General features: G+C 58.3%; 14 protein-coding genes. 7 read left to right on the forward strand and 7 right to left on the reverse strand.

What is annotated here, in order from left to right; translation table 11 throughout:
• Positions 1 to 26: 26 nt before the first annotated feature.
• A complete protein-coding gene (locus ABS758_RS13630) occupies positions 27 to 662 on the forward strand; it encodes a 2OG-Fe(II) oxygenase (protein WP_350383604.1) in 636 nt (211 codons plus the stop codon).
• Here the strand turns inward: ABS758_RS13630 and ABS758_RS13635 are convergent.
• The gene (locus ABS758_RS13635; RefSeq protein WP_350383602.1) at positions 645 to 1,823 is read right to left on the reverse strand and encodes an MFS transporter; all 1,179 of its coding nucleotides are present in this window, start codon (positions 1,821 to 1,823) and stop codon (positions 645 to 647) included. The two genes, ABS758_RS13630 and ABS758_RS13635, sit on opposite strands and share 18 nt — an antisense overlap.
• A gap of 70 nt (positions 1,824 to 1,893) precedes the next feature.
• Entirely contained in the window at positions 1,894 to 3,165 is a 1,272-nt protein-coding gene (locus ABS758_RS13640; RefSeq protein WP_350383600.1) for an O-acetylhomoserine aminocarboxypropyltransferase/cysteine synthase family protein, read from the reverse strand.
• Between the two features lie 185 nt (positions 3,166 to 3,350).
• Here ABS758_RS13640 and ABS758_RS13645 point away from each other — a divergent pair, with 185 nt between their 5' ends.
• Positions 3,351 to 4,259, forward strand: a complete 909-nt coding sequence (locus ABS758_RS13645) for a ZIP family metal transporter (RefSeq protein ID WP_350383598.1) — start codon at positions 3,351 to 3,353, stop codon at positions 4,257 to 4,259.
• 18 nt (positions 4,260 to 4,277) lie between these two features.
• Here the strand turns inward: ABS758_RS13645 and ypfH are convergent, their stop codons facing one another.
• Positions 4,278 to 5,027: an esterase gene (ypfH, locus tag ABS758_RS13650; RefSeq protein ID WP_350383596.1), complete on the reverse strand. Its 750-nt coding sequence runs from the start codon at positions 5,025 to 5,027 to the stop codon at positions 4,278 to 4,280.
• Positions 5,028 to 5,039: 12 nt separating this feature from the next.
• On the reverse strand, positions 5,040 to 5,906 hold the full coding sequence (locus ABS758_RS13655) for a DMT family transporter (RefSeq protein ID WP_350383594.1): 867 nt from the start codon (positions 5,904 to 5,906) through the stop codon (positions 5,040 to 5,042).
• A gap of 68 nt (positions 5,907 to 5,974) precedes the next feature.
• Between ABS758_RS13655 and queG the strand changes: the two genes are divergently transcribed.
• Positions 5,975 to 7,060 (forward strand): tRNA epoxyqueuosine(34) reductase QueG, encoded by a 1,086-nt coding sequence (gene queG / locus ABS758_RS13660; protein WP_350383591.1) that lies wholly within the window; start codon positions 5,975 to 5,977, stop codon positions 7,058 to 7,060.
• A 60-nt stretch (positions 7,061 to 7,120) separates the two neighbouring features.
• Here the strand turns inward: queG and ABS758_RS13665 are convergent, their stop codons facing one another.
• The 3 genes from ABS758_RS13665 to ABS758_RS13675 form a co-directional block, all read right to left on the reverse strand.
• Positions 7,121 to 7,834 carry an RES family NAD+ phosphorylase gene (locus tag ABS758_RS13665; RefSeq protein WP_350383589.1) on the reverse strand — a complete coding sequence of 238 codons (714 nt, stop codon included), beginning with the start codon at positions 7,832 to 7,834 and terminating at the stop codon, positions 7,121 to 7,123.
• On the reverse strand, positions 7,794 to 8,174 hold the full coding sequence (locus ABS758_RS13670) for an antitoxin Xre/MbcA/ParS toxin-binding domain-containing protein (RefSeq protein WP_350383588.1): 381 nt from the start codon (positions 8,172 to 8,174) through the stop codon (positions 7,794 to 7,796). The genes ABS758_RS13665 and ABS758_RS13670 overlap by 41 nt, the downstream gene beginning before the upstream one ends.
• Positions 8,175 to 8,315: 141 nt before the next feature.
• The gene (locus tag ABS758_RS13675) at positions 8,316 to 8,810 is read right to left on the reverse strand and encodes a hypothetical protein (protein WP_350383585.1); all 495 of its coding nucleotides are present in this window, start codon (positions 8,808 to 8,810) and stop codon (positions 8,316 to 8,318) included.
• 298 nt (positions 8,811 to 9,108) lie between these two features.
• On the opposite strand from ABS758_RS13675, the gene ABS758_RS13680 reads away from it, so the two are divergent.
• The 4 genes from ABS758_RS13680 to ABS758_RS13695 all read left to right on the forward strand — a co-directional run bounded on the left by ABS758_RS13680 (position 9,109) and on the right by ABS758_RS13695 (position 12,495).
• Positions 9,109 to 9,330 (forward strand): heavy-metal-associated domain-containing protein, encoded by a 222-nt coding sequence (locus ABS758_RS13680; protein ID WP_350383583.1) that lies wholly within the window; start codon positions 9,109 to 9,111, stop codon positions 9,328 to 9,330.
• A gap of 70 nt (positions 9,331 to 9,400) precedes the next feature.
• Positions 9,401 to 11,308, forward strand: coding sequence for a heavy metal translocating P-type ATPase (locus ABS758_RS13685; RefSeq protein ID WP_350383582.1), 1,908 nt, complete (start codon positions 9,401 to 9,403; stop codon positions 11,306 to 11,308).
• Positions 11,305 to 12,015: a Crp/Fnr family transcriptional regulator gene (locus ABS758_RS13690; protein ID WP_350383580.1), complete on the forward strand. Its 711-nt coding sequence runs from the start codon at positions 11,305 to 11,307 to the stop codon at positions 12,013 to 12,015. Before ABS758_RS13685 ends, ABS758_RS13690 begins: the two co-directional genes overlap by 4 nt.
• Positions 12,016 to 12,033: 18 nt before the next feature.
• Positions 12,034 to 12,495 (forward strand): methyltransferase family protein, encoded by a 462-nt coding sequence (locus tag ABS758_RS13695; protein WP_350383577.1) that lies wholly within the window; start codon positions 12,034 to 12,036, stop codon positions 12,493 to 12,495.
• Positions 12,496 to 12,601 lie beyond the last annotated feature (106 nt).

The raw sequence follows: 12,601 nt of genomic DNA on the forward strand, positions 1-12,601 counted from the left end.
TTTTGCCTTGATCCTTGAGTTTGTCCATGCATGATTATGATGACATCATCCGCCTGCTGAACCAGCAGGGCTGGGCGGTGGTTGATAACGCCATTGCCACGGATTGGCAAGAGACGCTGCTGTCTTCGGGACAGCAGTTATGGCAGGCGGGCGAGTTCTCGGGCGGCGAAATCGGCCGCAGCCAGCATGACACACGCCAGCCGCGGATTCGGGGCGATGCCATCTGCTGGGTACCCCCGGGTTCGGTGCTGGCGGGGCATCCGTTTTTTGCCTGGATGGCCCAGTTTCGCGCAGTGCTGAATCAGCAATTTGATATGGGCTTGCGCAGCCAGGAGTTTCACTTTGCGCGTTACGACAGTGGTGCCGGCTATCAAAAGCACATCGACCAGCATCGCGGCAGTGATCATCGCAAGGTGTCTATCGTGCTGTATCTGAATCCTGGCTGGGATGCCGCAAACGGCGGCGAGCTGTGCCTGTACAACCCTTACGACCCAGACACCGAGATTGCCCGGTTTGCCCCCTTGGCTGGCCGGCTGGCAGTGTTTGTCAGTGGTGTGATGCCGCACCAGGTATTGCCCGCCCTGGCCACTCGCTGGAGCCTCACCGGCTGGCTGCGCACGGACGAGATCCGCGACAGCCACGCATCAGGTTTGCGGCGCTAGCTGACGGCGGTCGTGCAGCCAGAGCCAGGCCAGGGCCAGAGCCACCAGCAGCAGGCAGGGCAGGGCGCCGATGTTCAGCCAGGCCCACCCACTGGTGGTGGCCACGGCGCCCGAGGTAAACGAGGTAACAGCCATGGTGATGAATACCCAGAAATTGAGGGCTCCCTGGGCGCGGTCTTTTTCTTCGGGGCGGTAGCCGCGGATGGCCAGCGTGGTGCTGCCGGTAAACAGGAAGTTCCAGCCCACGCCCAGCAAAATAAGGGCGGCCATGAAGTGCGCCATGGTGGTGCCCGAGAGCGCCACGACCACGCAGGCAACCATCACCAGAACGCCGGCGCCCATGACTTCAAGCACGCCAAAGCGGCGGATCAAGTGTCCGGTGAAAAACCCTGGAGCGTACATGCCGATGACGTGCCACTCGAGCACCATGGCAATATGCCCAAACTGAAATTGGTGGACATCCATCACAAGCGGCGTGGCAGCCATCAGGAGATTCATGACCCCGTAGCTGATGGCTGCAGCCAGGGTAGCCACAAAAAATACGGGTTGGCGCATGATCTGGCCCATGGGCCGGCCTTTGGCCATCTGCCGCGTGTGGGCGGGTTCGGGTGGAAACTTGATCAGGGCCATCACGCCCATCGACAGCAGTGCCACCACGGACAGGGCCAGGTAGGCCCCCACAAAGGGCACGGACAGCGCCGCGCGTGTCCAGTTGGCCAGATTGGGCCCGACGATGCCGCCCAGCAGGCCACCGGCCAGCACCAGCGAGACGGCCTTTTCGTGCCAGGCCGGGTGGGTGAGCTCGGTGGCGGCAAAGCGGTACAGCTGGCCATTGGCGTTGTAATAGCCCGCCACCACAGTGGCCAGGATCAACAGCCAGAATGAGTCGTTTTGCGCAGCCACTGCTGCCAGCAGGGCAGAGCCCAACGCCACCACCAGACCAATCTGAAACGAGCCCCGACGGCCAAACCGGCTTTGCGTGCGGGCAACCAGGGGGGCGGCCATGGCTCCACCCACCACGTACGCCATGATGGGCAGGGTTGCCATCCAGGGGAAGGGCGCAAGCGCCAGCCCCACCAGACCGTTGATGGCAATGAAAGTGACGTTATTGATTAAAAACAGCCCCTGACAGAAAGCGAGGAGCAGCAGGTTGCGGTTCATGCGGGCGTATCCCAGGGCATGGATGGCTGCCCGCTGACGTGCGGGCAGCCGTAAACCTGCAGTTTACCGGTTATGCGGCATCCAGTGCCTGGTTGACATCGGCGATCAGGTCGTCAATGTGTTCGATGCCCACGCACAGACGAACGAGGTCGGTGCTGACGCCGGCCGTTTTAAGCTCTTCTTCGTTCAGTTGGCGGTGTGTGGTAGTGGCAGGGTGGCATGCCAGGGTTTTGGCGTCGCCGATATTTACCAGGCGCTTGATCAGCTGCAGCTTGTCCATGAACCGGGTGCAGGCCTCGATCCCGCCCTTGACGCCAAAACTGAACAACGAGGATGGAATTCCGCCATCGATGTACTTTTGCGCCAGCGCGTAATCGGGGTTGTCTTTGAGGCCGGCAAAATTGACCCAGCCCACCTTGGGATGCTGCTTGAGATGTTGAGCCAGCGTCAGGGCGTTTGAGCAGTGGCGCTCCATGCGCAAGCCCAGGGTTTCGATACCCTGCAAAATCAGGAACGCATTAAATGGCGAAATCGCCCCGCCGGTGTTGCGCAAGGCCACGGTACGTGCCCGGCCGGCAAACGGTACGGCGGCGAAATCATCGGCATACACCACGCCGTGGTAGGCGGGCTCTGGCTGGTTGAATTGTGCAAACCGTGGGTTGTTTTTCCAGGGAAACGTGCCGGCGTCGATCAGGATGCCGCCGATGCTGGTGCCATGGCCGCCCAGGTATTTGGTGAGCGCGTGGATGACAATGTCGGCGCCGTGTTCGATAGGACGGCACAGGGCGGGGGTGGGTACGGTGTTGTCTACCGCCAGAGGGATGCCTTTGGCGTGTGCGATCTTGGCCAGGGCTGAGATATCAACCACATTGCCTGCTGGATTGCCCACTGATTCGCAGTACACCAGGCGGGTGCGGTCGTCGATTGCCTTGGCAAAGGCGTCGGGGTCGCGACCATCCACCAGGCGGGCCTCGATGCCAAGGTCTTTAAGCGTGTGGCGCAAGAAGGTGTAGGTGCCGCCATATACCTGGCTGGTGGCAATGATGTTGTCGCCGGCCTTGGCCACGGTAAGCACGCAGGCCGTAATGGCTGCCATGCCCGAGGCAAATGCCAGACCTGCAGCGCCGCCCTCCAGTTGGGCGACCCGGTTTTCGAGGACGTCAGTGGTGGGGTTCTGGATGCGCGTATAAATATTGCCGGGTACCTTGAGATCAAACAGATCGGCACCATGCTGCGTGTCGTCAAAGTAATAGCTGGTGGTTTGGTAAATAGGCACAGCCACCGAATGGGTTTCGGGGTCGCCCGCAAAGCCGCCGTGCACGGCGATGGTGTCGCGTTTCATGCTGTCTCCAAAGTCTGGGGGTCTGGTGCATTGTGTCATAGCTTCCCCGGCCTGTGCTATGCACGGATCGGTATGACACTATAAGGACAGGGTATTAAACTGGGCGTTTGATGTTTTCCGAGACAAGACATGAGTGCCGATATCGCCCCCCTGATGTTGCTGGCAATCCAGGCAGGCAATTGCTGATGGGCGCTTGGTTACTATCCTGGCGCCAGCAGATTGCATTGCACAAGGGGCCTGCAATAGGCCTGTTGGTGGCGTTGCTGGCCATTGCGTGGTTGCTGCTGGATAGCGGGATCCAATCCTTTGCGGGCCACAATCGGGATTACCTGATGTATGCCCTGGTGGGGGGCACGGCAGGCTTTGGGGCCACTGCGCTGGGTGCCTTGCTGGCGCTGGCGCTGCACCGGGTGGACGATCGTGCGCAGGATGGCATGCTGGGCTTTGCTGCCGGGATGATGCTGGCAGCGGCTTCTTTTTCGCTGATTTTGCCCGGCCTGGCCGCGGCCCAGAATCTGTTGGCCAGTGCCAGTGGTGCTGCCGCCATTGTGGTGTTGGGCCTGGGCTTGGGTGTGCTGTTGATGCTGGGGCTGGATTACTTTACCCCGCATCGTCACGAAACCACAGGCTCTCATGGCCCTGCCACTGATCGTATCAGCGGCGTCTGGCTGTTTGTTCTGGCCATTATTTTGCACAACCTGCCCGAAGGCATGGCCATTGGCGTGGGTTTTGCGCAGGGCGACCTCTCGGTGGGTTTGCCCTTAACCTCTGCCATCGCGATTCAGGATATTCCCGAGGGTCTGGCGGTGGCGCTGGCCTTGCGTGCAATCGGTTTGCGTCCGGGCATTGCGGTGGCTGTGGCCGTGGCTTCAGGCCTGATGGAGCCCCTGGGTGCGCTGATGGGCGTTGGCATCGCCAGCGGCTTGCCCATTGCATACCCCATCAGCCTGGGGATTGCCGCGGGTGCCATGATTTTCGTGGTGTCGCACGAGGTCATCCCCGAGACGCACCGCAACGGCCATGAAACCGTTGCAACCGTGGGTTTGATGGCTGGATTTGCCGTGATGCTGTTTCTGGACACTGCCCTGGGCTAGCCACGTGGGCGCTTGCCCTTAATGCAAGGTCTTGGGGGGCGGATCGCCCACATCCTCGGGGGCGTTGGCGCTGTATTCATCAATGCGCAGATCGGGCGCACCCTGAGCGTCTTCCCAGCTGCGCAGCGGGATGCAGGTTTGCAGGCGTACCACCGCCTGGTGGATCAGGGCTGCGTGCAGCTCGTGGCCTACGTTAGAGGCAATATCCAGGGTGACGTCGCCCTCGAGCTCGGCCAACCGTGCGTGCACCTGGTGGGCTTGGCTGGCTGGGGCAATGGTATCGGCGGCGCCATGCAGCAGATGCAGCGTCACCGTATGTGGGATGCTTTCGGGCAAGGAAGCAAACCGGGTTGAAAACAGCAATGCCCGTCCGGCCAGGCGAGGCACGGTAGAGACAGCCTCCAGTGCCACGGCGGCCCCTTCCGAGAAGCCCACCACTGCAGTTTGCTCGCCGCTGACGCCGTGCTGTTGCTGCCAGTTTGTGATCTCTTGGGCCAGGGACGCGCCCGCCTGGGCAATCAGCTCGACGTATTGGTGTGCGGTTGGTGTGCTGCTGGCAATCCAGCGGCGCTTTTCGGTTGTCCCAAACGGCCCGTAAGGCTGGATGATGGCCGATGAGGGAAACGCCTGGCGCAAAGCCGCGACCAGTTGCAAAACCTGAGCCGGGTCGGCCGCCTCGCCATGCAGCACCACAAACAACTGGGCGGGCGGGGCGTTTGTTGGAATAATGGACAGCGGGTCTGGCCGCTGAGTGTCGTAATCTGACATGGAAGGCCTCCGTCAAGGGCGTCGCAACAGAACTGCGCTGATGGCAATCACCACACAGACAATGGCCAAGCCATCTTGCCAGCTGGGCCATTCGCCAATCAGCATGCTGCCCAGGATGCCGACAATCGGCACGGCCGTGATGCTCATGGCGCTGGTAGAGGCCGGCAAGGCGCGGGCCATGGCAAACCAGATCACCTGAGCAGCGCCGTAATTAAGCAATATCGACCACAGCAACACACCGGCAGTGGTAGAGCTGAAATGCCACTGTGGTGCAGGTTCTATTGTCCATGCTAACAGCAGCAAGGCAATCGATGACAAGCCCAGCATCCAGATCACCAGGGTTTCAGGGGCCAGGTTCAGGCGGGCTCTTTGCATCCACACAGTACCCAATGCCCAGCAAAATGCGGCACCTTGCATCCAGACGATCCCCACCGGGCTGCCCGCCAGGGCATGAACCTCGTGCCAGAGCAAAAGCGCAATGGCAATCAGTACCGCCGTGACCGCCAACGCCAGCCGGGCAGTAAAGCGCTCGCCGTAAAACAGCACGGCCAGCAGCACGGTAAAAACCGGCATCGTAAAGCCCAGAATCGCCGCACGCCCCGCAGGCAGATGGTCGACACCGATGATTGACAGACCATGCCAGCCCAGCACATTGGGCAGCCCCAGCACGATGACGCTGCGCCATTGCGCAGCGCCGCGAGGCAACAGCGGCAAGCCCTGGCGCCAGTAGTACAGCAGCAACACCAGCGCACCGCCACCCATGGTGATGGCGCGAAACCACAGGGGGCTCCATTCGCGCAGCCCCAGTTTCATCACCGGCCAGTTCAGGCCCCACATCAGGGTAAGCAGCACAAGACCGATCAGTTGACGCGCGTTCACGGGAGTGACCAGAAAAAGAGGGTGGGTCGGAATCTTAGCATTGGCAGGGCGGCCACTATAATCCGGTGATGGATGACCGTCGTCAATGGATGCAGCAAATACAGGCCTGGGCGCAAGAGCTGGGTTTTTCCCGGATCGGTGTCTCGGGGGTGGATCTGTCGTCAGCCGAGCCACGCTTGCTGCAGTGGTTGGCCCAAGGCTACCACGGCAACCTGCACTACATGGAAAAACACGGCCTTATGCGTGCGCGCCCCGCCGAGCTCGTGCCCGGCACGGTCAGCGTCATCACGGCGCGCATGCCCTATTTGCCGCGCAGCACCTCTCCCGATTGGCAAGCCCTCGAACGCGCCCGGCTGGACCAGCCCACTGAGGGCGTGGTGTCGCTGTACGCCCGTGGGCGGGATTATCACAAAGTGGTGCGCGGACGGCTGCGCAAACTGTGTGACCGCATCGAAACCCTGGTGGGGCCGTTTGGCTATCGCGTGTTTTCGGATTCGGCGCCTGTCCTTGAAAAGGAACTGGCCAGTCGCAGTGGTCAGGGCTGGCGGGGCAAGCATTCGATGGTGCTGTCGCGCGAGGGCGGATCGATGTTCTTCCTGGGCGAAATCTTTGTGGATTTTGCACTTGAACCCACCGAGCCGGTTACCGACCACTGCGGCACCTGCACGGCCTGCATCGATGTCTGTCCCACCGGGGCGATCATCGCCCCAGGGGTTGTGGATGCGCGCCGCTGCATTTCGTATCTCACCATCGAAAACCACGGCCCTATCCCCGAAGACCTGCGTCCGCTGATGGGCAATCACATCTTTGGCTGCGACGACTGCCAGACCATTTGCCCCTGGAATAAATACGCGCAAACCACCGAGGTGCCCGATTTTGATGAGCGCTCGCCATTGGTGGGCCAGCAACTGGTGGATTTGTTTTCCTGGGACGAAGAGACGTTTCTGAAGCGCACCGAAGGTGGGCCCATCCGGCGCATCAATCATGAGCGTTGGCTGCGCAATATTGCAGTGGCGCTAGGCAATGCCTTGCGTGAGGCCAATGCCGAACAGGCCCCCGGGATCCGCGCCGCTTTGCAACGTCGTGCGGATCATGAGAGTGCGATGGTGCGCGAGCATGTGGCCTGGGCCCTGGCGCAGGACCACCTTGAGTAAGAGAGCGGATGGTTGCTTGGTGTTGTTATCTTGGACCGTGCAATTTGGTTAGTGGGCCTTTTACCAGTTGGCAGTAGAAAACTGCATCGACTCGGACTCTCTGCGAAGTGTGACTTCTTTTGGCGATACCGCCAAATACCAGGTTTGTTGCCGGGCATGTGGGTGGCGTGCAGCAAAGCCTGCGGGTGTCAGCAAGGCCAGGCACCAGGAAGGGTGTGGGCTTCGTACTGATCGGTACAGAATGCCACCAACCTGAGCCTGGCGGGCCACACGGGCAAACTGCTGTGTAGGCCCGTAATCTGTGGGGTGCTGCCAGATGGCGGCGTCCTTATCGAATGGCGGGCGTTGCAGATCAACTGCCTGGGTGTCTATGTCTACCCGGAAAGCAGTATGTGCCACGGGGTCAAGGCGTTCGAGATCGGTCGCATCCTGCAGAAATTTCCAGCGCCAGTAGCCTAGTTCGGCCCCTGCTGTTTGCACAGATTGTGCACCGTAAAAAACACCCGGGTCAGTGGCGGCACGAAACCTGGAGCCTGACCTTTTTGGCGTATATCTAAAGGGAGTGGCCAGCAAGTAGTGCAGCCCTGCGGTTTCTTTGGGTTGCACGGGTTTGCTTGATTCGAGCAGGGACTCGAGCAGATCTTGCTCGTCGCGATCGTCGACCAGTTTCATGGTGGCCGCGATGTGTTGCGATTCGACTATGCGCCAGGCCCAGCCGCGCCAGGCAAATGCCTCAGGCGAGACCGCGGGAGGCGTCCAGGTAGTGAACGACACGAACCAGCCCTTCTGTTTGGTGGATGAGATCGATTGGGCGACCATTAAGCCCGTGGTTATTGCTGTTAAGCCATTTGCGTGCGGTGTCTTCGTCGCCCACGATGGAATTGAGTGACCGGAATACGCGTACAAACAATAAGGCGAGCTCCCATTCTTTGCGACGATCGTCCAGCTTGTATGTGCCGTTGTAGAGGCGTGTGATGGTGGGGGCGCTAACGCCGAGCACCTTGGCAAGCAGGCGGTGAGAGACCTCAAGCCGTGTCGCTGCACGAGCCACAGCCTTGGTAAGCACCGTGGCTGGATCCGGCTTGGCTGCGAGATTTTGGGTGGCGGTGATCATGAGTTCTCTCCATTTCTACAGAAATAATAGCATTGTTTTATTTCTTTAGAAAGAGGCTATGATTGTCATGCGTGACGGATGTACCCGTATTGCGCACGGGTACATGTCTTTTGGCCTTATTTCAGTTTCAAGTTAAAGGGATTAATGAGAAACATCAAAGTGCTGCCAATTTGGGTGATTAAAGTATTTTCCATATTCATTTAGCGATTGAGCCATTTTTACCAGGCCTTGCTCGGGCTGAGACCCTGAAACCTTGCCCTCCATGACCTCGACCCCCTGCATCATGCCAGCCAGTAAAACGTGCAGTTGCGCATCGGCCTGCGGCTCTAGTTTGCAGTTTTCGACAATATATGCAAATTGCTGGTTGATTTTGCCAGACATATTTTTGTAGTCATCCGGTTGCAGCGTATTGGCGTGTGCGCCATCCAGGCCATTGGAGACAATTTTGTGCAGATTTCCCATGCCCTGGCGCAAGGGGGCATCGGTTTCCCATTGCTGGCCGTGGTTCATTTCGAGCGTGCCGTGAACTTCAGGGCCGTGACTGTGCCCGGTGTCTGCGGCCAGTGCCGCGCTGGTGTTGAAGCCAAGTGGAAGTGCCAGAACGATGGCGGCGATAATGCGGATGGATGGTTTCATGATGAGCTCCGAAAATTAAACATATTTTGCATTGCTGGTTTTTCTCAACAATGTGTTGGATCAACAGAGTTCATGTTAAATGCATGGGCCAATATAAAAAATGACGATCATCAACTTTAAAAAGGATTATTTATTTTTACATTTTACAATTAATTATTTTTGGTAAAACAGAAGTTTAAATGAGAATGAACCGCATCATTGTTGTTATTGGATATTTTTAAAAATTGTCGGCCGTCAAGGTCTTAAATGCTTTTTTCTCCTACGATGAAATCATCCGTTAAACGTCAAGGAGAAAAAAATGAGCAAAGTCACTTTTACGATGGAGCCCTTCACCTGCCCATCTTGTGTCAAGAAAATTGAGAACGCAGTTGCCAGGATCAATGGCGTGCAGGGCGTGCAAGTGATGTTTAATTCCGGGCGTGTCCGGGCCGAATTTGATCCTGGCAACACCAACGCCCATGCGTTGCAGGAGACAATCGAGCGGCTAGGTTATCCGGTGTTGTCCAAAAAAGAGTCGTAGCTGGCCACAAAATGGCCGCCAAGGGTGGTCAGGATTTTGACCACTCACTCTGACCGCATTGGAGCCCACCATGAAACAGTTCAAAAATTCTCATATCGCTGCAGTCACCAGCCTGCTGTTGTTGATTGCCTTCGGTTTTCATCTTGCCCAACTGACGCCCTGGAAAAACGGTGTTTTGGTGGCGTCGTCTATGTTTGCCGGCACCTTCATCGCCATCAAGGCATTCAAGGCCTTGCGCATGAAAGCCTTCAGCATCGAGCTGCTGGTGACGATTGCGGTGGTTGGTGCTTTGATTATCGGTGAGTACGTCGAATCTGCCGTCGTGACGTTTCTTTTTATCTTCGGGGCTTATCTGGAGTCTCGTACGTTGGAGAAAACCCGGGCGTCATTACGCAGCCTGATTGATCAGACGCCCACTGAAGCCACCGTGGTCCGCCCCGAAGGCCACGTCAGATTGCCCGTCGAGGAGGTCGCCAAGGGTGATCGGGTGCTGGTTCGCCCGGGCGAGAAGGTGGCTGTGGACGGCGTGATTGTGTCAGGCCAGGCACTTATTATCGAAGCCGCGATTACCGGAGAATCCGTGCCGGCCAGCAAGAAAGTGGGCGATCGCGTGTTCAGTGGCACCCTGATTGATAGCGGTTTTGTTGAGGTGACTGCCGACCGGGTGGGCGATGACACGACCTTTGCCAAGATTATCGAGCTGGTGGAGAACGCCCAGGAAACCAAAACCAAAACACAAAAATTTCTGGATCGCTTTGCGCAGATCTACACGCCCTCCATCGTGGTTCTATCGATTCTCGTGTACGTGGTATCGCGCAATATCGAGCTCGCCCTCACCTTTTTGGTGATCGCCTGTCCGGGGGCGCTGGTGATATCTGCACCGGTTTCCATGGTGGCGGGGATTGGCAACGGAGCGCGTAATGGCGTGCTGGTCAAGGGCGGCGAAATCATGGAGAAACTCTCCAGGATTGACCTGGTGATTTTTGACAAGACAGGCACCCTGACCAAAGGCAAGCCCGAGGTGACAGAGATCCGCAGCTGGGGGCCGACGGAAAACACCTTGCTGCAGCGCGTGGCCGAGGCCGAGCAACTGTCCGAGCATCACTTGGGGCAGACCATCGTTGCCGAAGCAAAAAAGCGTCAACTCTCGGTGGGTGAAGCGCCGCAGGATGTCCGGATCATCAAGGGTGGCGGCTTGGTGGCCACCGTGGCTGGGCAGCGCCTGGCGATCGGCAACCGCAAATTGATGACCGACTACGGGGTGTCCGTCGACGATGAGGCCGATACCTATGCCACCGCACGAGAGAAGGTCGGCAATACTGCCGTGCTGGTTGCAATGGATCAAAAATTGGTCGGCGTGATCTCGATTGCCGACCAGATCAAGCCCGAAGCCAAGGGGGCTATTCAGCAGTTGCGCCGTGCTGGTGTAAAGCAAGCCATCATGCTCACGGGCGATAACCGTCACACGGCGCAGCAAGTGGGTGATACGCTGGGCTTGGATGCCGTGCATGCCGAGCTGCTGCCGCAGGACAAGCTGCGCTGGGTCAATCAGCTGAAGCAGCAGGGGCATCGGGTGGCGATGGTGGGCGACGGCATCAATGATGCCCCGGCGCTGGCCGCTGCGGATGTGGGTTTGTCGATGGGTGTCGGGGGGACGGATATTTCCATGGAAACTGCCGATATCGTCCTGATGTCTGATCGATTGGATCAGTTTGCCCATGCATATTCACTTGCCAAGGCGACGGTGCGCAATATGCAGCAAAATACGGTGTTGGCCGTCAGCACGGTGGTGCTGTTGCTGGCGGGGGTGTTGTCGGGCCAGATATTTTTGGCCTCGGGTATGCTGGTGCACGAGCTTAGCGTGTTGCTGGTCACATTCAATGCGGTCAGGTTGATTCGCTACCGGCCTGGTAAAAAGGTGGGCCCGCATGCCGCTGACGTGTCGCTGGCGCCTCAATTCACGGGAGATTCCGCATGAACCCCAAACCCCAGGCTCAGTCTGATGAGAATCAGGCCGAGCACATACCGGCGCTATGTGTTTCGCGGGTACCTATCTTTAATCATCTGCCAGCTGAAACCCTGGCGATCATTGCCGATAAAGCTTCGATGAACACCTATGATCGCGGGCAGTTTGTGCATCGCGCAGGCGATCCGTCCGACAAGCTCTTTATCGTCCATCAGGGCAAGGTCAAGGTGTACCGGCTTTCCGACAGCGGCAAAGAGCAACTGGTGCGGATTCTCAATCCGGGTGATTTTGCCGGCGAACTCGCGCTTTTTTCAGCCACTTCGCATGACTCCTACGCCGAAACCATGCAGGTATCAAAGATCTGCACGATTTACCGGGCCGACGTGCGCGCGCTTTTGTTGCGGTTTCCTGATATCAGCCTGCATATGCTGGCAGAGCTCTCACGGCGTCTGGGTACCAGCGAGAAGCAAACGGCATCCATCGCCACGGCATCCATCAATGCCCGTCTGGCACAGTATCTTGGTCATCTTTCCCAGCAAGAAGGCTCCTGTACGATCACACTGCCCATGAGCCGGCGGCACCTGGCATCGTTTTTGGGCACCACTCCCGAAACCGTCAGCCGCAGGCTTGGAGAGTTTGAAGAAACCGGGTGGATTGCCCAGACAGGGCAGCGCAAGATCGAGATTCTTGACCCTGACGCACTTTCGCTAGTTGAATAACCCTGGCTGGAGCCCACCATGAAACGACTTGAACTCCTGATTCCACCGCCTCTGGTGATGCTGCTTGTCGGGCTGATCATGTGGTTGTTGGCACAAATATTTCCTTCCCTGGCTGCCGCATGGTTGTCAGATACCCTGATGGCAATCGTGCTGGCCTTTTTAGGCCTAGTCATCGCGCTGGCAGGCGTTGCCACGTTCAAACGGGCCCGCACCACCATCGATCCAAAGCGGCCAACCGACGCCTCTGCGCTGGTGAGCTCGGGTATCTACCGCTTCAGCCGCAACCCCATGTACCTGGGGGTACTGCTTGTTTTGGCAGGGTGGGCGGTGTATCTGGGCAACCTGCTGTCGGTGCTGGGCCTGTTGGTTTTTGTCGCCTACATCACACGATTTCAGATCATCCCCGAAGAGCGCTTGCTGCATGAGAAATTTGGGGCAGCGTTTCTGGCGTACAAAGATAAGGTGCGCCGGTGGATTTAGCGCTGTTCTGATGTTTCCGCCGGTGCCTGCCTGCCGATAGGGGTTATTCGAGTCACAGACCTGTCATCTGTTTTGGTTAGGATGTCGTTCGTTATGTGAACCCCAA

Origin of the sequence: Castellaniella sp. FW104-7C03 (assembly GCF_040276085.1) — a bacterium.
Lineage (GTDB): Bacteria > Pseudomonadota > Gammaproteobacteria > Burkholderiales > Burkholderiaceae_B > Castellaniella.